Below are 24,995 nucleotides of genomic sequence, written 5' to 3'. Positions count from 1 at the left end.
ATGACCAAATAGAAATGTGGCTTGATTTTTATTCAAATCAAGATTGGTTATGTACGAAAACGCCTGTTACTGAAGGTTGTGATCCTACAAAAATTAGTCATAGAAAACTTAAATTTACTCTTCCATTGTCAAAGCAAATTAATGGACAATCGCACGATAATTATTTTATAAATGAAGAAGTATTGAAAGCAGTTTTAAATCTTAAAGCTTCCGAATATATTTGATATCATATAATTTGTATAAAAAACACGGTATAAGCTCCTTATGCCGTGTTTCTCTCTTATTAAATTAAAAGTAATCACTTATGAACCAAGAAAATACTCAAAACCAAACAAATCAGAAGCCTGATAACGCTCAAAATAAAAATTGCAGAAATTGGTGGATTGAAATTGTCTCATTATTAGCATTAGGCTATCTGATATTTAGCTTAATTAGTCCCATCTTTTTGAAAGAAGGACAACAACCAAGAAAAATAGAACTTCCTGATATTTTAGTTATAGCTGTTATTTTATTTTTCAACTCTGATTTGCTCAATAGATTAGAGGATTTCGGTATTTCTAAAGAAGGTGGAATTACAGCCAAGTTTAGGGAACTCAAGCAAGAAGTCAATAAACAGAAAAAAGAAATCGATGAACTACAAGCACAACAACTAGAGCAATTAGAAAAGCAACAAAAAAACCTAGAAGAAATGCAAGCGTTTATGTATAACTTTTTATTAGGAGATAAAGATTATGAAAAGATTGCCCAACTTGATAAGCATTTACAAGCAAACACTAATTATAAATTTTATGTCTCAGAAAAAGTAGCTGATGAATTAAGACGTTTGCGAGATTTAAAATTAATTCAGACCAATTCTGGTTATATTAGCGATTTGGTGAAAGCAAGCGATTATGGTAGGCAACCAATCGATTTAACTAAATATCTTTGTGTTACAGATTTAGGTAAAAAGTTTTTAATAACCCGTGATACTTTACATTCTAGCAATCAGGAAGAAACAACTAATTCTCAGGAAACATCAGAATTTGAGTAGTAATGGTGTCTCTTGTTTATTTTTTGAATCTCATCTTGAAGCAAGATAGGATAATGATAGGAGGATAAAATGGATATATCCACAGGACGTACGCAAAAGTATGAAAAAAACGTAGACGCGGAAGCGGCTTCCCGCAGGGTACCGCAAAGGACACAAAGTTATAAGAGTTTGAGAGAGTTATTGCGTAAGTCCTACATCCATTATCAATATTCCAGATAAAAACGCGAAATTATTATTTATTGTGAGGCTTATTATGCTAACTTCAACTGATTTTAGAGGCTTATTTAATGAGCGATTTTTCCGTAACTTTTTGCCAATACCTGCAACTAGTTACTTCAATTTGGAAATAGGCACACCAGATTTTCAATTACCGGATATTACTAATGGTAATTTAGTAAAATTATCAGATTATCGCGGTAAGCAAGCAGTATTACTGGCTTTTACTCGCATCTTTACCGAAAAGCAATACTGTCCGTTTTGTTATCCCCATATTAAAGCTTTGAATGAAAATTATGAGGAATTTACAAACCGCGGTATTGAAGTTTTGATGATTACGAGTACTGATGAAAAGCAGAGTCAAATAGTTGTCCAAGATTTAGGCTTAAAAATGCCTTTGTTAAGTGATCCTAGTTGCCAAGTATTTCGGAGATATCGAGTCGGGCAAGCTTTGGGAGCGCCTTTACCAGCACAATTTGTGTTAGATAAAGATGGCAAATTATTGTATCGCCATTTATTTTCTTTTTTAGATCATAATGCGAGTGTGGAGACATTATTAGCACAGTTTAATGCCGCCAAACTTGATTGATAATATTGCCATCGGCGGCGATTAATTGAATTTGTAAAGGCATTTGTCCGGCGGCGTGAGTTGAACAACTTAAACAGGGGTCAAAGGCACGAATTCCGGCTTCGACACGGTTGAGCATTCCTTCAGGAATATCATTACCTTGAATGAAATGTCGAGCAATTTGAGCAACTGTGCGATTCATTGCTAGGTTATTTTGTCCTGTAGCAATGATTAAATTGACTTTTTGTAGTAACCCATTTTCATCAACGTGATAGTGATGAAACAATGTGCCGCGTGGTGCTTCGCTGACACCAACTCCTTCTAGTTGGTTAATGCCAGCTTCAGAGCGGAGTCGTTTTGATAGAATTTCTGGGTCATCAAGTAAAATTTCAATGTGTTCAATACAAGCGATGATTTCGATTAAGCGGGCATAGTGATAAAAGAAAGATGATTTGACTGTACCTTGACCGCGATCGCGGAATTCTTGTAATTCTTGATCAGCTAAAGGTGTGCCAATTCGATTACAAATATTCAACCTTGCCAACGGCCCTACCCGATACATCCCACTATCTATCCGACAATGATCATTTTGGTCAGGATAACCCAAGGGTCGATAGTAGGGAGATTTTAAGTAAGAGTCTGGTTGAACTGCTTCCCCAATAAATTCTTGATAGCGTGTGGGATCAAGTTTATCGGCAATGATGTTACCTGCACTATCTACAAAGCGGAGATGTCCATCGTAAGTTTCCCACAAACCATTGGAAGTGACTAACCCCATAAATAAGCTAGGGAAATTACCAAAGGTTTGGGCTTCTGCGGCATAATCATCAAGCAAGTTTTTAAATCTTGCCACAGCATCTAAAATCGTGGTGCGGGCTTCGGGAATACGGTTTTGGATGTGGCTGCGTTTTTCTGGTGTGAGTGGTTCGCGCACACCACCGGGAACCGCCCAAGCTGGGTGAATCTTTTGTCCTCCCAGTAACTCAATAATTTCTTGACCAAACTGACGTAAGCGAATTCCACCACGGGCAAATTCTGGTTCTGCTGCAATTAAACCAAAGACATTGCGGGTTTCGGGATTACTATCCATTCCCAATAAAAAATCGGGGGCGCTGAGATGAAAGAAACTCAGTGCATGGGATTGGAGAATTTGCCCTAAATTCATCAATCTTCGGAGTTTAGCAGCTGTGAGTGGGATAGTAACAGCTAAAATGCGATCGCCTGCTTTAGCTGAAGCTAACAAGTGACTCACCGGACAAATACCACAAACCCTAGCGGTAATTGCTGGCATTTCCCACAGCGGCCGACCTTCGCAGAACTTTTCAAACCCACGAAATTCTGTGACATGAAAATGAGCATCACTCACTTGACCCGCATCATCCAAAAAAATACTAATCTTGGCATGTCCTTCAATGCGGGTAACGGGATCGATAACGATTTTTTTAGTCATTGTCCCCTCACTTCACACTTCATACTTCACACTTTCCGAGTAATCCTCAAAAGCGGTGCTGTCAATTTTGACTGCTGTTTGATGCGCTATTTCTGATTGCATTTCATCCACTGCATCCCAAGCTGCGGCACATTCTTCGGAGTGGATACCTTTTTCTATGCAGATGGCGCGAGCTTTTTTAATTTCTTCTTGTAGTTGTTGTTCTAAAAGAATTGACCGGGGTTGTTCCAAAAAGTCGCTTAAAGCCAAAATATCAGTCAGCGAAATTATCCCGACTAGCTCACCTTGAATTACAGGCGCTCTGTGCAGATGATGTTGGGCAAACAACCGCGCGACGTATTCTAAACCCAAATCGGGATTAATAGCGATGCAAGGCTTGGTCATGACCTCGTATACCCGCGTCTTATGAGGGTCTTTACCGTAAGCAATAACTTTATAGACAATATCGCTCTCACTAATAATGCCGTAAGCATCTTGTTCGTGGCGACGGTCAACAATTAAAGCCCGCCAATCTCTAGCCCGCATTAAATGTACTGCTTCTGCAACTGTGGCAGAGCTACGAATGGTGGCTACATCTTTTGTCATAATGTCTGCGGCTTTTAACATAATTAATCTCCTGTAGTAAAGTGCTGAGTGCTGAGTTTTGAATACTCCCCCTGCCTTCTACCTTCTCTTCAACCAAATTTGATTAATTCGCGTCCTGTGAGTTGTGGTTTTTCACCTTTTAATAGGGGTTCTAGTGCTTCCCGAATGCGCGTTGCTGAGGGTGGACAACCGGGTAAGTAAATATCAACTGGGACTACGTAATGTACAGGGGTGACTTTATCTAATATTGGGGGTACTATGCCTGGTTCTTGGGGTATTTGGGGGTGAAGATCCACTAGTTCGACATAACATCGCTGGAGTACTGGTTCGGCGCTGCCTAATGGATTACGTAAGGCGGTAACATTGCCAGTCACAGCACAATCACCAAAGGAAATTAAGAGTTTAGAATGTTCTCGAACGGTGCGGATTGTGGTTAAGTGTTCTTCATTAGCGATCGCACCTTCAACTAACACCACATCTACATCGTGGGGATATTCTTTAATATCAGCGAAGGGACTGTAAACAACATCTACCTGTCCGGCTAAATCAATCAGCCATTCGTCTATATCAAGAAAGGACATGTGACAGCCAGAACAGCCGCCTAACCATACTGTTGCTAGTCGTAAGCGAGTCATAGTTGATTTTGGGTAGACAAGGTTGAGGGGGGAGACAAGGGTGAGTGGGGAGACAAGGGAGATGGGGTAGATAAGGAAGAAGTGGGAGGTTTGGAAGATGCTGAAGAAATCTTTCCCCCCTCTCTTCCCACACTTCCCACACCCCCCACACTCCCTACGCCCCATCCCGCATAACTTCCCGCCATTCTAAGACGACAGGATAAGGGACGGAAATATTGATAGACTTCTGTCCAGGTAAAGGGATGGCGAGTTGGAGGGGTTCGTTGGGTAATTGGGGCAAGATAGTTTGGAAGTCGTACTGGCCGATAGTTGGGGCTGGGGCTTCATCGAGGAATACGTCAACAGCTGTGAAAACTTGGCCGGATGCGGTGGTGATTTTAAGGGGTTGGGGATGAATTAATTCGGCTGAGTTGGGAAAACCCACAAGCCGCAAATTTACACTGGTATTTTGACCAGGATAAATTTGTTTAAACAGAACCACTTGCCATACGTGTCCTGATTGATCATCTAATTTTGTTTGTGAGCGATAAAGTATTTCGCCTGGCGCTGGTTCTAAATGTGTAACAGATGCGATCGCCGTTGGTGATGTGGGACTTCCTAAAGCCAGGAATATAGATATTGTCAAAAGACTGACTACTAGCAACCACCAAAATATGTTTCGGATGCGACGGAGTGGCATATTTACCTCCTGGCTTCGACTCAAAATCAACGGCTAAAAATTCCATTGCTGTTTTTCTCTTGCGGTAACTAAGAAATCAAGTTTTTCCCGATGATGTTTCATTTCCCCAACGCTGGAACCTTGGTAGAAAATCGCACCTGTGGGGCAAGCGTTGACACATTTACCACAAGAGGTACAAGTTTGAGATGTTCCCCAGGGCTGGCTCAAGTCAGTAATGACGTGGGAGTTTGTACCTCTGCCTGCCATATCCCAAGTGTGAGCGCCTTCGATTTCGTCACAAACACGGACGCAACGAGTACACAGCACACATCGGTTATGGTCAATACCGAAGCGATTGTGGGAAACATCTACTTTGCGATTGGGGAAGTGATAATCTAAACGTACATGATCCATACCCATTTCAATCGCTAAGTCTTGTAATTCGCAATTACCGTTTGCTACGCACACAGAGCAAATGTGATTACCTTCAGCAAACAGCATTTCAACAATTGTGCGACGGTATTTTTGCAAGCGATCGCTATTGGTGTAAACCTCCATTCCTTCGTTAACTTTTGTCACGCAAGCAGGTTGTAATTTAACACTTCCAGCAATCTCCACTAAACACAACCGACAAGCACCGACATCTCCCACACCTTCTAAATGGCACAGTGTGGGAATATGAATTCCTGCTGCTTGCGCCGCATCTAGCAAAGTTTCTTCTTCGCTGGCGCTGACCAGTTGACCATTAATTGTTAAGGTTTTTACGGTCATAATTAGGTGAGAGGTTACAGGTTACAGGTGACGGGTTGGGGGTTCTGACAAGTGTAGGTTTTTAACAGAGTGATGAGTAATGACTCTAAAAATCACGATTTAATCAGATTTCCATAACCCCCACACCCTTACAGGTAAGTCAAAAGTAAGATAATTTTTGACTTTTGACTTTTAACTTTTGACTTGATTTTGCCCCTACACCCTAGTCCTTGATCAATTCCAAATACTCTTGAATCAACTCGACGTACTCTTGGCGGAAGTAGCGTAATGTACTCAACACGGGATTGGGTGCAGATTGTCCTAAACCGCACAGGCTAGTGTTTTTGACCATATCGCACAGTTCTTCCAGGAGTGCTAAATCAGCTTGTGTTGCTTTGCCTTGCATGAGTTTGGTTAATAAACCGTGCATCTGCACAGTTCCGACACGGCAAGGAATACATTTACCGCAGGATTCATCCATGCAAAATTCCATGAAGAAGCGGGCAACGTCTACCATGTTGGTACTATCGTCCATGACAATCATGCCGCCGGAACCCATCATTGAACCCAGATTTGTCAAGGATTCATAATCTACAGGTGTATCAAAGGCGGAAGCAGGGATACATCCCCCAGAAGGGCCACCTGTTTGTACTGCTTTAGCTGTACCACCATCGGGAACACCGCCCCCCATTTCTTCGACAATTTGCCGTAAGGAGGTTCCCATTGGGACTTCGATTAAACCTGTGTTGCGGATTTTGCCGGCGAGGGCGAAAACTTTTGTCCCTTTGCTTTTTTCCGTCCCAATACTCGCAAACCAGTCAGCACCGTTACGAATAATGGGTGCGATGTTGGCGAAGGTTTCGACGTTGTTAATTAAGGTTGGATGACCCCATAAACCCGATTCCGCCGGATATGGTGGGCGGGGATGGGGTAGGCCGCGTTTACCTTCGATAGAAGCCATTAAGGCAGTTTCTTCACCGCAGACATAAGCCCCAGCACCAATGCGGATATCGATTTTGAAGTCAAAGGGAGATTCAAAGATTTGGCTACCTAATAAACCGAGGCGTTGGGCTTGGTGGATGGCAGTTTGCAGCCGACGAATTGCAACAGGATATTCTGCCCGGACATAAATATAACCTTGATTGGCTCCCACTGCATAAGCGGCGATCGCCATTCCTTCTAATACCCGATGGGGATCGCTCTCTAGGACACTCCGATCCATAAATGCGCCAGGATCACCTTCATCGGCGTTACAGATGACAAATTTGCGATCGCTTTTAGCTTTGGCAACAGTCGCCCATTTAACTCCTGTGGGATAACCTGCGCCTCCTCGCCCGCGCAAACCACTGTGGCTAATGGACTCGACTACTTCACCCGGTGTCATTTCGCGCAACACATGGTAAAGAGCTTGATAACCCTTAGCTGCAATATAAGCTTGAATTTTTTCGGGATCAATTTTGCCGCTATTTTCTAAAACAATGGGCTTTTGATAACTAAAGAATGGCTGAGATAAATCTATTTCGGAAATATGGGTTTTTCCGCCATCCAAGGCTTCAATAATTGCAAATGCGTCTTGAGTGGTGACTTTTTCGTAAAGTTTACTACCGGCTGGTGTATCAACCTGAACTAATGGCCCTTGGCAACATAAGCGCATACAGCCAACACCAGAAACTTCTACATCTTTTTCTAAACCTTCGGCTTTGATCCCGGCTTCCAGTTCATGTTTAACGCCTTCGGCGTTACCCGATAAACAGCCAGCAGCCGTACAGCAACGAATTTGTACTGGTTTAGCTTGAGAGCGTTCTTGTTTGGCAATTGCTAATAATTCATTGAGTTCCATTTTCCAGCCATCCTTGGATGCGATCGCAAACTGATTCTGGGGTTTGATTGCCTAAGACTGTGCCATCAAACACCACAGCCGGCGCAATCCCGCAAGCCCCTAAACATCTTGCTGTCAGTAGTGATAATTGACCGTTGGTTGTAGTTTCACCAGCCCGAATATGAGCCATTTTTTCTACATTTGCCAAAATTGCTTGAGCGCCTTTGACGTAACAAGCTGTTCCTGTACACAGCACACAACTATGAACTCCTTGGGGCGCTAAAGAAAATAAATGGTAAAAAGTCGCTACGCCATAAACTCGACTGGGAGGCAGTTTGAGTTTATGAGCAATATACAGTAATAAATCATTTTCCAAGTAACCGTAAAGTTCTTGGGCTTTGTGGAGAATTTCGATTAAAGCATCTTGTTGATACTGGTGACGCTTCATAGTTGCGTCTAGCATCTTCAGGCGTTTATCACCACTGGGATGCGGTAAAACTACGGTTGATGCGGTTGTCATTGTTACTGCTAGAGAATCGTGAGTTATGGCAGGGGGCAGGGAGCAGGGGGAAGGGGGAGACAAGGTAGAGGGGGGAGATAAGGGGGAAGAAATATAGTTGACTCAATTTCTACCTTGTCCACCTTGCCTACCTTGTCTACCTTGTTCCCTCTACCCTTTCAATCAAGCCTGACTAGTCACCGTCACTGCTGGTGCGTCAGCGTCTTTCTTGACAGGGGGGTGATTGACGATAAAGACTGAACATTTGGCGTGATGCAGCACGTAGTTACTCACACTACCCAAGAAAAATTCTGTTATCCCAGAACGTCCCCGATGCCCCATCACAATTAAGTCTGCATTCCATTGAGCAGCCAGTTTACAAATAGTATTGCCAGGGTTGCCTAAAAGTTGGCTAAATTCTGCTGTTACGTTGACTGTGTTGGCTTGAGCGGAGAAAGACTGCAACATCCGTACGCCTTCATCTTTAAATTTATCCCACTGTTTTTGGTATAAATCTAAACTTTGGGCGCTCAAACCTGGATAGTAATCAACATTAGATAACATGGGAATATAAGGACTACCTTCTTCCTCTGGAGAGAGAACATGCAGCAGCAATAGTTGGGCGGGCATAGCCTTGGCTAAGGTCAATGCTTGCTCAAAAACCTCTGTTCCCATTTCCGAACGATCCAATGCGACTAAAATCTTTTTCAGCATATAGACCTCTGGCTGTGATTGCGAATAACTTGGAAGTTTTTGGTGTGTAAATGCAGAATCACCATAATTGAGAAATCTGCATCTGTTTTTGGCAAAAATAGCGAAAATAATTTATTTAATAGCTGTAATCATCGAATACCCTGTATATGACATCTATCTTTAATTTATAAAGAAAGAATTTGAGGAACTTGTGAAGATGAACCCACATGGAATGACTGAATTTAGATGTTACGAATGCAAAAAATCAGCACTCAAGATGATTGTGGGAGGGAATTTTCAGCTTTTAACGGCTATGCAAATTTGGTGAAGTTTCGACTACTATCTTAATAGTTATTTCAGAATTTCAATGTGCCAGGAAAAGCCTTGAGATATGTTGTGAATTTTAGAGCTTAATTCTCTCGGCAACTATTTCTGAAGATTGATAAATGTTGACAATTGTGAATTAAACTTAACATTAGAGCATGAATACTTTACCATGCTTTAAAGCACAAATTGCCAATTTAATTTGTTTTGAATTTTAATTTTTTATTCATCATCTATTAATACTAACATTTAGGAAATCTTAAGATATGAAAATATTAGTTGTCGAGGATGACGAGTTAAATGCCTATGCGCTAACTGCTGTTCTTACCAACCAGAACTATGCAGTAGAAGTGGCACATGATGGTGAAACTGCTTGGGATTTAATTCAAACTTATAATTATGATTTAATTTTATTAGATGTAATTTTGCCAAAGTTAGATGGAATTAGTTTGTGTCGGCAAATTCGCTCTAATAATTTGCAAATGCCTATCCTGTTGTTGACAGGATGTGATAGTAGCCACGAGAAAGCAATTGGCTTAGATGCAGGGGCAGATGATTATGTCGTGAAACCATTTGCGGAAGAAGAATTAGTCGCCCGTGTACGGGCTTTATTACGTCGTGGCAGTGCATCATCGCAACCTATTTTAGAGTGGGGAAATTTGCGGCTTGATCCTAGTAGTTGTGAAGTGAGTTATGGCAATGATTTATTATCATTAACTCCAAAAGAATATGCGCTTTTGGAGTTATTTTTACGCAACAGTCGCCGCGTATTTAGCTGCGGGATGGTTTTAGAACATTTGTGGTCTTACGAAGATACACCAGGGGAAGAAGCTGTGCGGACTCATATTAAAGGGTTACGCCAGAAATTAAAAGCTGTGGGTGCGCCTGGTGATTTAATTGAGACTGTGTATGGAATTGGCTATCGGCTCAAACCCCAGGAAGAAGAGAAAATTGCAGCAAAACCAGCCAATACCAAATCTAAAAACAATAAGCCGAAAGAAGTAGCATCATCTCAGCAACAAACATTTCAAGCCATCGCCGGAGTTTGGCAAAGATTTCAAGGGCGAGTCGATGAGCAAATCAAAGTCATCGAACAAGCGGCTTTTGCTGAGTCAGGTTTAAATAATGAATTGCTCAACCAAGCCACCAAAGAAGCCCATACTTTAGCCGGCTCGTTAGGGACATTTGGCTTTCCGACTGGTTCAAAATTAGCGCGTCAAATTGAACAATTACTTAAATCTGGTCAAAAGTTAACATCCGAAGAAACAGCCAAGCTGCAAACTTGGGTGAAATCGTTGCGCCAGGAAATTCAAACTCAAGGTGAGGAGGCAAACTCAACCGCAGTTGATAATAGATTACCTTTAGTTTTGGTGGTTGACCAAGACCAGACTATCGGGGAACAACTGAGACAAACTACGGCGGGTGCAGAATTTCAAGTCAGCATTGCTACAAATCTAGAGTCTGCCAGAACTATACTTTACCGCGACCATCCCAGTGCAGTGTTACTTGACCCTAGTTTCTCTAAGCATCCAGAAGATAGTTTGAGTTTTTTAGGAGAATTAGCCCAAAGAAAACCACCTGTGCCAGTGTTAGTTTTTACCGAGCAAACAGATTTAGCCAATCGCTTGCAGTTGGCGCGGCAAGGGGGACATACCTTTTTGCAAAAGCCAATGACGGCGGGACAGGTGGCAGAGGCGATCGCGCAATTACTCCAACAATTACCCCATGGCGAAGCCAAAATTCTTGCTGTCGATGATGACCCGAAAATTCTCGTGCTGTTACAAACATTACTCACACCCTGGGGTTTACAAGTAATTGGATTAGATGATCCGCGACGTTTTTGGGAAACTTTGGAAACAGTCAAGCCAGATATGTTGATTCTGGATGTAGAAATGCCTCACAGCAACGGTATTGAGTTGTGTCAAGTTGTGCGAAATGACTCCCATTGGAGTGAGTTACCGATTTTATTTCTCACAGTCCACAGTGAGGCGGACATTGTAAATCAGGTGTATAGCGTCGGAGCTGATGATTTTGTCAGCAAACCCATTGTCGGGCCAGAACTGGTAACGCGCATTGTCAACCGTCTGGAGCGGATACAATTACTCAAGCGGATGGGACAAACTCAGCAACAACCCTCTCAAGAAACAGCGTCTCTTTCTTCTTCAATATCTAACTTTGCGGCTGATTGGCGTACCATCTTTGAAGGTGAACCGGAATGTGTGAAAGTGGTAGCGGCTGATGGCACAATTTTAGAAATTAATGCTGCGGGACTGGCTGTTATTGAAGCTAAAAGTAAAGCCAAGGTAATTGGTAAATCAGTTTACTCTTTGATTACTCCAGAATATCAAGCTGCATTTCGCCAACTCCACGAAAGTGTTTGTCAAGGTAATAAAGGTACTTTGCAGTTTGAAATTATTACTTATCAAGGTCAGCGTCGCTGGATGGAAACTCATGCTGTACCACTGCAAAATAAAACTGATGGCAAATTTGTCCAGTTGGCAATTACCCGCGATATTACCCAGTATAAACAAGTCGAAACCGAAATTCGCCGCATTAATCGGACACTCCAAACATTGAGTAGTTGCAATCAAATTATTGTCCGCACGCCAAACGAACTAGAACTACTCCAGAAAATTTGCCAAATTATCGTGGAAGTTGGCGGTTATCGACTGGCTTGGGTAGGCTTTGCAGAAAATGATAGCGAAAAAAAATATTTTGCCAGTGGCGCAAGCTGGCTATGATGATGGCTATTTACAAACACTCCAGCTTACTTGGTCAAATACTGTGCGTGGTCAAGGGCCAACAGGTACAGCCATTCGCACAGGTAAAACCTGTATTATTCAGAATATATTAACTGACCCGAAATATGAAGTTTGGCGCTGTCAGGCGGAAGAACGGGGTTATGGGGCAGCAATTGCTTTACCTTTAAAAACAGATAATCAAACTTTTGGCGCGTTGAATATTTATGCGGCGGAAGCAAACGCTTTTGATGATGATGAAGTGCAGTTGTTGAAAAAACTGGCAGAAGATTTAACTTATGGTATTGTCGCATTACGCAACCAGCGCGATCGCACTTTAGCCGAAGCCGCATTAAAACAAACTCAAGCCGCCTTACAAAAAGCCAATAATGAATTAGAATTACGAGTTGCCGAACGCACTGCCGAATTAATTACTGTCAACCGCCAATTACAATCAGAACTAGATAAACGTCAACGCATCGAAGAAGAATTGCGGGTTTCTCAAGTAAAATTAGCTCGAATTTTAGATATTGCTGATGATGCAATTATTTCTATAGATAGCAATCAAAGTATTACTTTATTTAACCAAGGAGCTGAAAAAATATTTGGTTATACGGCTCAAGAAGTGATTGGACAGAAGTTAGATATACTTTTACCATTGCGATTTACTCAAGCTCATCGTCAGCATGTATCTGACTTTGGCAAATCAACAAATTTAGCGCGAAGAATGGGAGAACGGCGGGAGTTATTTGGTAAGCGCCGAGATGGCAGTGAATTTCCGGCTGAAGCTTCTATTTCTAAGTTAAATATGGGTGAGGAAAGTTATTATACAGTGATTTTGCGGGATGTCACAGAACGCAAACAAGTTGAACGGATGAAAGATGAATTTGTATCCGTGGTGAGTCACGAACTCCGCACACCTTTAACCTCAATTCATGGTTCTTTAGGAATGCTTACCAGTGGTTTATTAAAAGCAGATTCTGAGCCAGGAAAACGACTATTACAAATTGCCATAGATAGTAGCGATCGCTTAGTCAGATTAATTAATGATATTTTAGACATTGAACGCATTGAATCCGGCAAAGTCAAGATGGCGCGGGAAATCTGCAACCTTGATGAATTAATTCAATCAGCAGTCAATACTATTCAACCATTGGCAAATAAACAAGGAGTAAAATTAGGAATTTCTAGCTTATCAGTGATGTTATGGGCTGACCCTGATCGCATTGTCCAAACATTAACAAATTTGTTGAGTAATGCCATTAAATTCTCGATGAGTGGGGCAACAGTCTGGTTAGAAATTCAGCAACAACAAAATGAAGTTTTACTTTCAATTAAAGATACTGGTCGTGGTATCCCAGAAGATAAGTTAGAAAGTATTTTTGAGCGATTTCAACAAGTAGATTCATCTGATTCGCGTAACCATGATGGCACAGGTTTGGGTTTAGCAATTTGTAAAAGTATTGTGCAGCAACATGGCGGGCGCATCTGGGTGGAAAGTACTTTAGGCGAAGGTAGTACATTTTACTTTACTCTTCCTATTTACCAAGCTCCACAAATTCCCGAAACAACTCAATCTAACCACCACTGCCCACTGCCAATTGCTTATTCTCCCTTGGTTTTAGTTTGTGATGATGATCCAGATATTTCTAATGAACTGCAAACTTTATTACAAAAAGGTGGGTATCGAGTTGTAACAGTTGCTACTGGGAAAGAAGCGATCGCCACCGCATCATCGCAACAACCAGATGTAATTTTACTTGATTTACTCATGCCAGAAATGAACGGCTGGCAAACAATGGCAATTTTAAAAGAACGTACTGATACTCAACACATTCCCATCGTAATTTGCAGTGTTTATCAATCAGATACTAATAACAAACCCATCACAGATTTTGTAGATTGGGTAAGTAAACCAGTACAAAAAAGTTATTTGTTACAATCCCTGAAACAAGTTGTTGCTAAACCATCGAAACGCGCCCGGATTTTAATTGTAGAAGATGACAACGACTTAGCACAATTACTAATTACTTTATTTGAGCGCCATGACATTGAAACTTGCTTGGCACAAACCGGCAGAGAAGCCATTCACCTCAGCCAAGAATTGCATCCTGACTTATTAATTCTTGACTTAATTTTGCCAGAAAGTGATGGCTTTATGGTAATTGATTGGTTACGACAACACAATCATTTATGTACAATGCCCGTAGTAGTTTACTCTGCCAAAGATTTAGACGAGTCTGAACGCCAGCGACTGAAATTAGGCTACACCGAATTTTTAACCAAAGGACGTGTAACCACCCAAGAATTTGAACAAAGAGTCATGGACTTACTTCAGCGCATCACTCATCATACAGTTGAGAGTGATGAGTCTTAAGTGCTGAGTGCTGAGTGCTGAGTGCTGAGTAAAAGAGAGTTTGACTATGACTTAAGTAAGTTGGTGGGAAAAACAAAACTATAATTAGAAAAAATTAATCTAAAACCCTCTTCCCTTCTGCCTCCTGCCTCCTGCCTCCTGCCTTACCTTAACGATAAACTTTCCCACCCATCTACTTATATATTGGTATGAATTATGGCAGTAAAACGGATTCTTGTTGTAGATAACGAACAATATATTCAAGAAGTTGCCAAAATTTGTTTAGAAACCGTCGCTGGTTGGGATGTAGTGACAGCGAGTTCTGGAAAAGAAGGTATTACCCAAGCCGAGACTTATCAGCCAGATGCAATTTTACTCGATGTGATGATGCCGGATATGGATGGAATCACTACCTTTGAGCAACTCCAAGCCAATGCAGCTACAAAAGAAATTCCCGTAATCTTATTAACCGCTAAAATTCAAGCCAGCGATCGCCGTCGTTATGCTCAGATGGGTATAGTAACAGCGATCGCTAAACCCTTCAACCCCCTAGAATTAGCTAGTCAAGTCGCCACAGCCCTCGGTTGGAATTAAAAGCACTCAGAGAATGTTTTAAAAGTCTTATTGTTGGTAGCCAAACATTTTAGATCCCCCTAAATCCCCCAGGGCTTTTTCATTCTAAAAAGGAAAATAGTAATGGGATGTTGTGGCAACAAAATCGTATTGCTCTAGTCAGAGAATCAAAACCATTGTAGCGAAAGAGATTAATCACAAAACTACGAATAATCGAGAAGTTAGGAGCAGCATAGCCATCAACTATTTGGGCAGAGTCTTCATCAAAGACAACATCCTTCAACGGCAGTTGCCTCAAGTCGGGAAACCCGCCCACGGCACTGCCTCCCCAATGAAGACGATGTTACTGGGATTCAATCATTTAATTGCCACAATGAATCAATTTAAACCCTGTTATGCTTCTGGATAATTTCTTTTCTGAACTACTTGCTTATTCCGGAAAGTGACAGAAGAGGGATAAGTAAACTAAACTAAAATAAACCGAAAAAAGGTTGCAAGCTGTTGAACAGGAAGAAATTACACCTCTTCCTGGTGAACAGGTATTGCAAGAATTACTTTCTAGTCATTAATTGTACAGGCTAAATCGCTATCTTCTAAAAATGTATCATCGTCAGTTGAATGTTTAATTGGTAATGTGATCGCAAATGTAGTTCCTTCACCAACCTCTGATTCACAAGTTAATTGACCTTGGTGTTTTTCCACAATAATTTGATAGCTAATTGATAAACCTAAACCTGTACCAACTCCAATGGGTTTTGTCGTAAAAAATGTTTCAAATATTTTTTGTTGATACTCTGGAGAAATCCCCGAACCATTATCGGTAATTTTAATTTCTACCCAATCTGCATTTAGTTTTTGTGTGGAAATAACAATTTCCTGATATTCTTCTTCATTATGTGACTCTTCTAAAGCATCGATAGCATTTGATAGAATATTCATAAATACTTGATATAATGCACCGCCATAGCCTTGTATATTGGGAATTTCGCCATATTTTTTCACTACAGTAATTCTTTTTTTTCAGGCGATTATTTAAGATTAATAAGGTACTTTCTATACAAGCATGAATATCTACAGCATGAAATTCATTTTCATCTAACCGCGAAAAGTTCTTCAAACTTAAAACAATTTCTTTAGCGCGGTTAGCTCCTACTTGCATAGATTGTAATAACTTTGGTAAGTCTTGTTTGACAAACTCTAAGTCAATTTCTTCAGCTAAATCATCAAGTTCATCATCTTGAACTTTGGCTTGGTAGGCTTCTAGCAGCATTAACAAATTTTGAAAGTAAGCATTGGTATGCTGAAGATTTCCATAAATAAAGTTGACGGGGTTATTGATTTCGTGGGCGACTCCCGCTAACATCTGTCCGAGGCTCGACATTTTTTCATTCTGAATTAATTGTCGAGATGCTTCGGCTTTCTGCTCTGCTAAAAGTTGATTAACTCGTTGAATGAGTTGATTAAGTGAGTTAGCTAACATTCCCACTTCATCGGCTGTGGTGACTGGTGCTTGTAAATTAAAGTTAGATTCCTGAGTTACTTTCAGCGCGACATTGTGGACAGCTTTGAGTGGACGTGCGATCGCTCGACTGGTGTAGTGCGCTAGCATAATAGCGATCGCTACCGATGACAGCATACTAATAATGATAATTCTGTCTCGGACTTTTTCTGTAGCCAGTACCGCCACTTCTTTGCGTTGAAAAGTCCCCTCAGAAACTGCGAGTAATTCTTCCAAAGCATCTGTAGTATTGTGTAATTTAAAATATATTTCGCCTTGGGAAAGAGCTAACAGTTTTTCTTTTATACTGGCTATATTTTCCGCTTTTAAATTAGATATAGAATTTTGATTTAATATCGCCATTATTTGTTGGCTATATACTGTGGGGATACTTTGATAACTTTCTAAAAAATTCGATATTTTTTTTATTAGGATGTTGATTAACATAATCTGTTAGTTCTGCCCAAATTTGTTGAAGTTCAGCAGAGTTTTGAATAACATGAATGCGTTCTGCTTGCCAATGTTTTAAATCTGTAAAAACTAAGATTTTGCCTTGATGAGCTTGTAATTCTAATAAAACAGAATTAAGACTACGAATTAACTGAATTTCTTGCCATTTTTCTTGTTTTTGGATGATTGCTTGTTGTTGATAGTAATCCCCCAGCATAAATCCTGCTACTGTTCCAATAACAGCCGCCCCTAGAGCAACAGTATAACCCCAAGCAATTTTTTGACTGATACTCAGATTGTTAATTAAGCCAACAATCCAACTGGGATGATTTGACGATTGAGTTACAGACTCTGTTGTAGAGAAAGTTCTAGTCTGATTATCTTTCACAGAAGTATTTTGAACATTGGCAGAGCGCATATATATTTGTTATCCCCACACAAATGGCTTTAGCCTAACTTAAATCTTTAGTGTCAGCCATACTCAGCTAATTAACGTCAGCCGGAAAAATGCAGGAGATGTAACAAAAATATTGATTGCTACATTTTCTGTGATAAATCTCAATTTGTAATTCGTTAAAATACGTAATTTTTATCTCCAAATTCCCTCTGATGGGGAGAAATTATTTGTTACTTGAGGAAACAGAAAACAGTCAAAAATCTGGTAATTTGTACCTAAGAGCTTTAGGTAGGTTTGGTATTTATCTGGGGTAGGTGAAGAAGAATAGCGATCTTTAATCACTCTCACCAAAGGGAAAACATATAATCCTTGCTAAACAAGAGTTTCAGATCAATGACTGATACTTTATTTTATTGCAAGTCTCTAATAACATATTTCTACTTTATTCTCTCACTTTTTTGGCTGTGTTGCTTCTATACATGAAGTGTTGATAAGGACTAAATTATCTGCTGCAAAAACTGTACAAGAATTGATGAATGTTGCTAAGATAGGCTGAGTCTTATTTAACTTAGATATCGCCTGTTCTGCTGCTGGCTGATATTGTTGTAACCAAGAGTTTTTAGCTATATATTCTGGTACAAATGCTGAACGCTCTAATAGCCAAAAACTTATGTGGTATTTTTGAATAAAGCTGTTAATTTGGTTAATATCTTCACTATATTGGGCATCAATTAAATCAAGCATCCGTCTGTGAAATTGAGCGTAATATTTGGTATGTATCGGTAACGCATATTCTTTCCCTACTAAAACTTTTCTTTGAGCAAAGATAGGTATATTATCTGCTTCTTCAGCCGTAGATGCTATGACAATATTTTGTGGTTGCTTTTGCAAGAAACTATATAATTCTGGAACTTTACCTTCTACATAAGGGGTTTTAGGAAAAACTTTCAAGCTACTAGGGTAAGAAACGAGTCCTATAAACAAGATTGCTATGGTACTCAAAATTACCTTTTTTCCGCCTCTTTGTCTCAACCACTGCCACACAGCATCTAAAATTAAGGTGATAAAAATTGCGGCTGCTAGAGCAAGTACCATCTTAAAAGTATGATGGGTATAGCGGCTAGGCCAATGCAGTTTAAAAGCCAATAAATGAGCAGTTAAAAACATAATTAAACTAGCTATTACTACCCTTGGTAAGATTTTGATTCCTGTTTGGATTTGCTGAGTTAGGGGAAAGTAAGACTTAAATTTTAGGATGATTGGTAATAATAAGCCAAGTAATAATTGCGGAGGTGCAATTAAAGCAAAAAAACCGCTATCTCGACCATCAAACCAGTAACTAATAATATTATTACTAAAAAAGCTGACTCTGCCTCCATACCAGTAGTCTGACATAGTTCTGGCAACAGCAGCAGTAATTACTGGGGCAAATTTTGATGATTGAATAGTATAAGGTAAAATTGTGATGCCGACAACTATAGTAGCTGCTAAAAACAATATAAAAGATTGCTGGTTACGAGAAAATTTTATCTGATTATTTTGCCAGTCAAATAATGTCAAGAATACAATTAATAAATCGATAAAGCCTATTATGGGATATATTAAAGCCTGAAGGGCGATCGCAATTAATATACCCGACTTAGAAAACTTGATTAAATAATATAAAAAAGCTAAAAACAAAGGATAAATAAAATCTCTGGGAGTTCCAGAAAATAGGTCATCATGTAAGCAAAGACTTTGATTTAACAATAAAGATGCAATAAATCCCGTCATTGGTATGGGAAATATTTGCATACAAAGCAGAAAACAATAAGTAGTTGTAATTATTCCTAAGAATATGGGGAAAATTTTGCTAAAAAAAACTGGATCGATATTTAAAGCTACAACTATTTTATAAAGCAAACCATATCCAATTGGGGTGATTGATTGAAAATAATCAGCAATTAAATCCCCAGAAAATAAATCTGAGTTAAAGTAACGATATATCCAGGGAATATATTCTCTTGCATCGTCGCTGACTATATATTGACTGCTGAAAGCTTGTCGCACTCCCAGCAGAATATAAATAATAGCAAAAGCTAGGCTTAGGCAATACCAAAATGTGAAAATCAATCTAGATTGATTTTGATTATTGTTTTGGGCAATGGGTGTTGTGAAAATATTTTGTAATTGTGTAATTAGCACGGAGAAAAATTAGTTAACTATGGGTGTGACCATCGGGCATAATCGCTCCTGCTAAATTAGCACCAATCAATTTCACTAACAAGCGATCGCCAGAACGAATTTTTGCACCAGTCAAGTCAGCCCCCCGCAAATCAGCACCACTCAGGTCTGCACCAATTAAGTTAGCGTTACGTAAATTGGCTTCTCTGAGGTCTGCTAACAGAAGGTTAGCTCTAAATAAATTGGCTTCTGATAAATTTGCACCCCGCAAAATTACTTTGTGCATAAAAGTATCGCTGAGGTCTGCGCCAGTTAAATTGGCATAACTTAAGTTTCTTCCAGATAAATCTTTGTTACTTAAATTAGCTCGACTGAAATCTTTACCACTCAAATCTGTATTTTGCTTTGGTGCTTGATGGGAAGGTTGTGGCGATTTTTTTTGGTTGGGGTGACTGATAGTATGATGCAGTATCATGCTTACCATTCGGTTGAGGCGACTGATAGTATGATGCAGTATCATACTTACCATTCGGTTGAGGTGATTGATAGTGCGACCCAGTATCATGCTTACCATTCGGTTGAGGTGATGGGTGGCGTGCAGCATGATGATGCTTCCCATTGGCGGAATTACCGTTAAAAGAGCGCAATTTATCCCGCGCTTCATTAATTGCTTTGAGCTTTTCTTGAGCTTTTTGTTGCAAGCGGATATTATCTTTGGGAAGGCGGTCAGGATGCCAGACAAAGACTAAATCTTTATAAGCCTGGTTAACTTCGTCAAGTGTTGCACCAGGCTCTAATTCTAATATTCGATAATACCGCTCCAACTCGTTCATAGGATGTTGTTGATAGTCGATTGTCAGACAATTTTAGATTTGAGAATTTGGATTAGCGATTAACCCCACGGATACATTTAGAAAGGATGATGTTGGATTTGCGAATGATTCTATAGATAAATCTGGGGCTTGTACCATCCAGTAATTAAGTTATTGTCCCTTTTTATCTGTATCATCGTCATCTTCCTATTTCTCCATTTCGCCATCGATTTATAGCTCTGAAATATGCCGCAACAGGAATTTGATAAACCTCAACAATAATCCACAAAATGATTGATAAATGTGACAAAAAAGTTAATATAGTCCAGATGTATGGTATCCAAGTGAGAGGAGAATCCAGTGATGGGGGAAAATAAAAAGCAACAATACCAATTAAAGTGGTAGGGAAAAAGACAAAAGCGATCGCAGCTAATCCGTAACCCCAACCTAACTCCACACCTTCTAACTGCGCTTCTGTCCAACTCAAACCATTCCATCGCCAAACCAAAGGCGGTTGCCGCGAAGGCATTTTGATTTGTTGTTGCTCTACATTCACAGTAAAAATCTCTTGACAAAAATCACAAGCCATAGTCTCCATTAACGGCATTTGTGATATTTTACCGACTCGACAAACTGGGCAAGGGTAAACTTCATGGGTGTCAAAAGATTTGCTGAAGATTTTGGAACTGGGCATAATCAAACTGAGTTTTCCGCAAAAGTATATATGTTTGTGCAAGTTGAATAACCAAGCTGTTTAGGGTTGGCGAGAGCTGCTTCGCCTCATCTTAATTTCCTAACAGCCCATGTTTCAGTTACCAACTAGCCACAAGCCTCCATTCCCAGAGTTGTAATGAGTCTATCGCTTTTTGATGTCTTGTGGTGCTTGACGCGAGCGATCGCTTTTGTTATCTTGAAGCTCAAGGAAGCTTTATATTCAATTTTGTATCTCAGGCCAGCGTATATGTTCAGCAGCAATTACTACTTTTATTTTTGGCATAAGGCGGTTCACCGGGAGTGAGTCACGTTTCCGACTGGAAACCGCCCGATGAACCGCAGAACTGACTTCTGCGGTTTTTTTGTTTTTAGGAGTATTGAGCATGACGACTAATTTCAGCAACTGGTTTTACAGCTTTTACTTTTGGCCTAGAGCAAACTCCGGGTAAATAGCGTCATGCCAATTAGCCAGAACGCGCCCGGAACTCTCAGTTTCCGGGCTTTTTTAATTTCAGACTTCATACTTTCGGAGAAACAAACCATGATTAATGCTAAACTTGCCGCCCAATCTCATCCCAACCACCAAACAATTGTGAAACTTTCCGAGACAGTTGCCTTCGGTGGTGAGGAATTAGTGATTATTGGCGGCCCTTGTACAGTGGAAAGCTTAGAACAAATGGAAACCGTTGCTCAAAAGCTATCATCTGCACCAGTACAAGCCTTACGCGGTGGTGTTTACAAACCCCGCACCTCGCCTTATGCTTTCCAGGGAATGGCAGAAGCTGGGTTAGAAGTTTTAGCGAGAGTGCGATCGCTCTACAATATGCCAGTAGTTACAGAAGTGATGGCAATTTCGCAAATTGAAACTGTCGCCGCCTATGCTGATATGCTGCAAATTGGTAGCCGCAACATGCAAAACTTCGACTTACTCAAAGCCTTGGGACAAGTTGATAAACCAATCTTGCTCAAGCGTGGTTTAGCTGCCACCATAGAAGAATTCGTTATGGCTGCTGAATATATCCTCAGTCATGGAAACCCAAATGTCGTGCTGTGCGAACGTGGTATTCGCAGTTTCGACAATTACACCCGCAACGTCTTAGATTTGGGCGCAGTCGCCGCACTCAAGCAAATCACTCACTTACCTGTGATTGTAGATCCTTCCCACGCCGTCGGTAAACGCGAACTAGTGGCACCTGTCGCCAAAGCTGCTGTAGCTTGTGGTGCAGATGGCTTAATTATTGAGTGTCACCCAGAACCAGAAAAATCCGTTTCCGATGCCCGTCAAGCATTGTCTTTAGAAGATATGCTGAACTTAGTTGATGTTTTAAAGCCCGTAGCAGCAGCCGTTGGACGCAGAATATCAGAAAACAAAGGGGTGGGTTTAAAACCTGCCCCTATTTGTTACGCGGCTTAAGATTTTCAACGAACCACTCCAGACACAGAGAAAAGTTGCGTGCGCGGGTTCCCCGCGTTGAGCAAACTTCGGGAGGACATGGAGAAATAAGGTACTCATCCTCTCTGCGTCTCTGCGCCTCTGCGTGAGATAAATTATTCGTAATTATGCGAGGAAGTCTCAATGGTAAAAACTCCTACTCAACCCATAACGTTAGAGGAATTTCTCAAACTACCAGAAACTAAACCGAGCTTAGAATATATTGATGGTCAAATTATCCAAAAACCAATGCCACAGGGTAAACATAGCGCAATTCAAGGAGAATTTGTCCCTGCCATCAATAATATAGTCAAGCCAAAACGCATTGCTCGCGCCTTTCCTGAATTGCGTTGTACATTTGGCCGACGTTCAATTGTACCTGATATTGTAGTTTTTACTTGGGATAGAATTCCTCGTGATGAAAATGGAGAAATAGCTAATACTTTTGCTCTGGCTCCAAACTGGACAATTGAAATTTTATCTCCTGATCAGAATCAAACAAAAGTCACAAAAAATATTCTTCATTGCTTAAAATATGGAACTCAAATGGGTTGGTTGATTGATCCAGATGAGCAAACAGTATTTGTTTATCAACCCAAGCAAGAAACAACCGTATTTGATGAGCCAGATGCACCTATTTCTGTCCCATCTTTTATCAATGAACTTCAGCTTAATGTGAGAGACTTATTTGCTTGGTTATTGTAGGGGGAACGCAATCTTTTGTAGGTTGCATGAAACGAAGTGAAACCCAACAAATGTAGCAAGTTTTTCAACTACATTCCAATACAACACCGCGATAAATTTCCGCTATTGGTAAATCAACCCCGACTGACTCTAAAGAAATCGAACTCTCTAAACCTTGAAAATCACTCAACAACCAACCTTGAGTTTGCTTGGTATATTTTTCAACAAAAGGCTCATCTTGTTCAACTAATAAATATTCACTAAAACTAGGAATAGAGCGATACATCCGAAATTTATGTTGTCGGTCATAATCTGCGGTGCTAGGCGATAAGACTTCAACAATGACTGTAGGATTCAATACTTCATCTAAGCGTCCTTCATTTAGTTGTGGTTCGCCATCAAAAATCATCACATCTGGATACACACCCCACCGATATTCAGGAATCCACAGGCGTAAATCGCTGTTAATTGGCTCAAATTGAGTATCGCGCAGCAAAAAGCTAAGATAGGTCAAAATGTTTCGACCGATGCGGCTATGTTTGAGCGTTCCTCCTGGCATTGGGACAATTTCTCCATCTCGATATTCGCTGCGTCCTTCGGCTTTTTCTTCAATGGCGCGATATTCATCCAAAGTGTAGCGGTGCTTAATTGTGGAAACCATAGTGCATCGTCTCCAGGACAATAAAACTATTTTGTCACAGAAAAGTTTTGAATTTTTAAAAGAAATCAGCCATCCACGGCGCAGAACTAGTAAAAATTTCTGTCGCGGCTAATAGTGCTGTGTCTGGAGCGTCTAATTTTCCTGCTAATTTTAATGTATGAGGGGTAAATAAACCCGTATACAAAGAAGATAATCCTTGAATATCTATCTGTAATTCTCCTTTACCTCCTTGCCTAACTTCACCTTTTCCATTAGCAACAGAAAGAATAAATTTATTATTATTAGCCGTTAATAAATCATCTTTAACTGCTAAATGTAACTCGGTTTCTACTCCTAATTTATAACCCCGTAATTGTAATGCTTTGCATACATCTACAATCCGCAACATCCAACGTTTTTGATGTTTAATTTTAGCGTTTTGTTCTGGTAATAACAATGTCAGGGAGTCAATAATCGAACTTTGCCAAGTGACTTTTTTGATTGTAGAACGATGGTTAGCCAAAAAAGACCAGAAAGTTTGTGATGCACCATGACTCAAAACTACCCAATCTCGAATTTGAATCACTGTCTCATTTGCCTGAGAATGCTGACTCAAGATAATATAGCCTTCGGGTTGGTCTTGCTTGCCAATTAAATAACCATAAACAGTTTCTTTTTCTTCTGATTGAGTTAATCTTTGCCAAATACTGGAATGTCGGTCTAAATAACCATGAATGAGTTGTGCCTGTTGTTGATATAGTTGATGCAAGATTTCACAATTAAGGTCTGCGATTGGTTGTAAAGATAAAGGTGGCTTGTTTAAGCGGATATCTTGAGTGGAAATTTCCCAAGTGCAATAGTTACCAGCTTGTTCATATCCGGCTTTGCGGTAAAGTTGTTGCGTAGCGGGATAGAGAACGGAAATGGGGGTTTCTTTTGCATAGAGTTCTTGCAGCATATTTTGGATAAGTGCGATCGCAACTCCACCTCCACGATATTCTGGCGCAATTCCCACACCAGCAATCCCCACCATTGGTACAGATTGACCCTCTAACCACATTCCCATAGGTAAAGTCGCTAATCCGCCAGCCACTTTCCCATCTCGACAAATCACTCGTAAGTTCTCAAAACCAACCGATTTCAAGAAACTTTCACTCTCACTAGCAGACGCAATAAAGGCTTGTCCAACAATAACACCCAAATGTTTTACGTCTTCAACATCCACAAGCGTCTTGTATTCCAATAAAGGTGTCATCACTTCCACCACAATTAGCAACAAGTTCTTAATATACTACAAAATTAAGACAACAT

24 protein-coding genes and 1 pseudogene are annotated in these 24,995 nt (G+C 40.3%); 8 read left to right on the top strand and 17 right to left on the bottom strand.

What is annotated here, in order from left to right:
* The first annotated feature begins 14 nt into the window (after positions 1-14).
* The 3 genes from ACX27_RS32980 to ACX27_RS21245 all read left to right on the top strand — a co-directional run bounded on the left by ACX27_RS32980 (position 15) and on the right by ACX27_RS21245 (position 1,835).
* Positions 15-224, top strand: coding sequence for a hypothetical protein (locus tag ACX27_RS32980; protein WP_200929834.1), 210 nt, complete (start codon positions 15-17; stop codon positions 222-224).
* Between the two features lie 80 nt (positions 225-304).
* The gene (locus tag ACX27_RS21250; protein ID WP_062295321.1) at positions 305-1,030 is read left to right on the top strand and encodes a hypothetical protein; all 726 of its coding nucleotides are present in this window, start codon (positions 305-307) and stop codon (positions 1,028-1,030) included.
* Positions 1,031-1,283: 253 nt separating this feature from the next.
* Positions 1,284-1,835, top strand: a complete 552-nt coding sequence (locus ACX27_RS21245; RefSeq protein ID WP_062295320.1) for a peroxiredoxin family protein — start codon at positions 1,284-1,286, stop codon at positions 1,833-1,835.
* Here ACX27_RS21245 and ACX27_RS21240 read toward each other — a convergent pair.
* The 8 genes from ACX27_RS21240 to ACX27_RS21205 all read right to left on the bottom strand — a co-directional run bounded on the left by ACX27_RS21240 (position 1,813) and on the right by ACX27_RS21205 (position 8,924).
* On the bottom strand, positions 1,813-3,264 hold the full coding sequence (locus ACX27_RS21240) for a Ni/Fe hydrogenase subunit alpha (protein ID WP_062295319.1): 1,452 nt from the start codon (positions 3,262-3,264) through the stop codon (positions 1,813-1,815). The genes ACX27_RS21245 and ACX27_RS21240 overlap by 23 nt on opposite strands.
* Positions 3,265-3,276: 12 nt before the next feature.
* Entirely contained in the window at positions 3,277-3,870 is a 594-nt protein-coding gene (locus ACX27_RS21235) for a CBS domain-containing protein (protein ID WP_062295318.1), read from the bottom strand.
* 68 nt (positions 3,871-3,938) lie between these two features.
* Positions 3,939-4,484, bottom strand: a complete 546-nt coding sequence (locus ACX27_RS21230) for an NADH-quinone oxidoreductase subunit B family protein (RefSeq protein WP_062295317.1) — start codon at positions 4,482-4,484, stop codon at positions 3,939-3,941.
* A 154-nt stretch (positions 4,485-4,638) separates the two neighbouring features.
* Entirely contained in the window at positions 4,639-5,163 is a 525-nt protein-coding gene (locus ACX27_RS21225) for a DUF3122 domain-containing protein (protein WP_062295316.1), read from the bottom strand.
* A gap of 33 nt (positions 5,164-5,196) precedes the next feature.
* A complete protein-coding gene (gene hoxU, locus ACX27_RS21220) occupies positions 5,197-5,913 on the bottom strand; it encodes a bidirectional hydrogenase complex protein HoxU (protein WP_062295315.1) in 717 nt (238 codons plus the stop codon).
* A 202-nt stretch (positions 5,914-6,115) separates the two neighbouring features.
* On the bottom strand, positions 6,116-7,732 hold the full coding sequence (gene nuoF, locus ACX27_RS21215) for an NADH-quinone oxidoreductase subunit NuoF (RefSeq protein WP_062295314.1): 1,617 nt from the start codon (positions 7,730-7,732) through the stop codon (positions 6,116-6,118).
* Positions 7,719-8,231, bottom strand: a complete 513-nt coding sequence (gene hoxE, locus ACX27_RS21210) for a bidirectional hydrogenase complex protein HoxE (protein ID WP_062295313.1) — start codon at positions 8,229-8,231, stop codon at positions 7,719-7,721. Before hoxE ends, nuoF begins: the two co-directional genes overlap by 14 nt.
* A gap of 162 nt (positions 8,232-8,393) precedes the next feature.
* Positions 8,394-8,924: a universal stress protein gene (locus tag ACX27_RS21205; protein ID WP_062295312.1), complete on the bottom strand. Its 531-nt coding sequence runs from the start codon at positions 8,922-8,924 to the stop codon at positions 8,394-8,396.
* A 569-nt stretch (positions 8,925-9,493) separates the two neighbouring features.
* Between ACX27_RS21205 and ACX27_RS34150 the strand changes: the two genes are divergently transcribed.
* The 3 genes from ACX27_RS34150 to ACX27_RS21195 all read left to right on the top strand — a co-directional run bounded on the left by ACX27_RS34150 (position 9,494) and on the right by ACX27_RS21195 (position 14,915).
* On the top strand, positions 9,494-11,968 hold the full coding sequence (locus ACX27_RS34150) for a response regulator (RefSeq protein WP_235526302.1): 2,475 nt from the start codon (positions 9,494-9,496) through the stop codon (positions 11,966-11,968).
* Entirely contained in the window at positions 11,922-14,342 is a 2,421-nt protein-coding gene (locus tag ACX27_RS34145; RefSeq protein ID WP_235526301.1) for a response regulator, read from the top strand. Before ACX27_RS34150 ends, ACX27_RS34145 begins: the two co-directional genes overlap by 47 nt.
* Positions 14,343-14,537: 195 nt before the next feature.
* Complete coding sequence (locus tag ACX27_RS21195) at positions 14,538-14,915, top strand: response regulator (protein ID WP_062295311.1); 378 nt, start codon at positions 14,538-14,540, stop codon at positions 14,913-14,915.
* Between the two features lie 79 nt (positions 14,916-14,994).
* On the opposite strand, the gene ACX27_RS31910 is transcribed toward ACX27_RS21195, so the two are convergent.
* From ACX27_RS31910 to ACX27_RS21160, 7 genes and pseudogenes are all read right to left on the bottom strand, one after another.
* The gene (locus tag ACX27_RS31910) at positions 14,995-15,210 is read right to left on the bottom strand and encodes a hypothetical protein (protein WP_144427500.1); all 216 of its coding nucleotides are present in this window, start codon (positions 15,208-15,210) and stop codon (positions 14,995-14,997) included.
* Between the two features lie 242 nt (positions 15,211-15,452).
* Positions 15,453-15,833, bottom strand: coding sequence for a sensor histidine kinase (locus ACX27_RS34140; RefSeq protein ID WP_062295310.1), 381 nt, complete (start codon positions 15,831-15,833; stop codon positions 15,453-15,455).
* Positions 15,787-16,755: a sensor histidine kinase gene (locus ACX27_RS31120; protein ID WP_062295309.1), complete on the bottom strand. Its 969-nt coding sequence runs from the start codon at positions 16,753-16,755 to the stop codon at positions 15,787-15,789. Before ACX27_RS31120 ends, ACX27_RS34140 begins: the two co-directional genes overlap by 47 nt.
* Positions 16,756-16,765: 10 nt before the next feature.
* Positions 16,766-17,260: a hypothetical protein gene (locus ACX27_RS31905; RefSeq protein ID WP_062295308.1), complete on the bottom strand. Its 495-nt coding sequence runs from the start codon at positions 17,258-17,260 to the stop codon at positions 16,766-16,768.
* Between the two features lie 429 nt (positions 17,261-17,689).
* A complete protein-coding gene (locus tag ACX27_RS21175; RefSeq protein WP_083468793.1) occupies positions 17,690-19,423 on the bottom strand; it encodes a hypothetical protein in 1,734 nt (577 codons plus the stop codon).
* A gap of 13 nt (positions 19,424-19,436) precedes the next feature.
* A pseudogene (locus tag ACX27_RS31115) lies at positions 19,437-20,235 on the bottom strand (pentapeptide repeat-containing protein).
* 178 nt (positions 20,236-20,413) lie between these two features.
* Positions 20,414-20,908: a hypothetical protein gene (locus tag ACX27_RS21160; RefSeq protein ID WP_062295307.1), complete on the bottom strand. Its 495-nt coding sequence runs from the start codon at positions 20,906-20,908 to the stop codon at positions 20,414-20,416.
* Positions 20,909-21,385: 477 nt separating this feature from the next.
* Between ACX27_RS21160 and aroF the strand changes: the two genes are divergently transcribed.
* Positions 21,386-22,342 carry a 3-deoxy-7-phosphoheptulonate synthase gene (gene aroF / locus ACX27_RS21155; RefSeq protein ID WP_256364350.1) on the top strand — a complete coding sequence of 319 codons (957 nt, stop codon included), beginning with the start codon at positions 21,386-21,388 and terminating at the stop codon, positions 22,340-22,342.
* 162 nt (positions 22,343-22,504) lie between these two features.
* On the top strand, positions 22,505-23,065 hold the full coding sequence (locus ACX27_RS21150; RefSeq protein ID WP_062295305.1) for a Uma2 family endonuclease: 561 nt from the start codon (positions 22,505-22,507) through the stop codon (positions 23,063-23,065).
* A 64-nt stretch (positions 23,066-23,129) separates the two neighbouring features.
* Here ACX27_RS21150 and ACX27_RS21145 read toward each other — a convergent pair whose 3' ends face one another.
* Together ACX27_RS21145 and ACX27_RS21140 are read right to left on the bottom strand one after the other, a co-directional pair.
* Positions 23,130-23,705, bottom strand: a complete 576-nt coding sequence (locus ACX27_RS21145) for a Uma2 family endonuclease (RefSeq protein ID WP_062295304.1) — start codon at positions 23,703-23,705, stop codon at positions 23,130-23,132.
* 55 nt (positions 23,706-23,760) lie between these two features.
* Positions 23,761-24,939, bottom strand: a complete 1,179-nt coding sequence (locus tag ACX27_RS21140) for a GNAT family N-acetyltransferase (protein ID WP_062295303.1) — start codon at positions 24,937-24,939, stop codon at positions 23,761-23,763.
* Positions 24,940-24,995: the final 56 nt, after the last annotated feature.

This window comes from Nostoc piscinale CENA21, assembly GCF_001298445.1.
Classification (GTDB): domain Bacteria; phylum Cyanobacteriota; class Cyanobacteriia; order Cyanobacteriales; family Nostocaceae; genus Nostoc_B; species Nostoc_B piscinale_A.
Note: the sequence above shows the minus strand (reverse complement) of the source record. Positions and strands in the feature narration are given on the sequence as shown.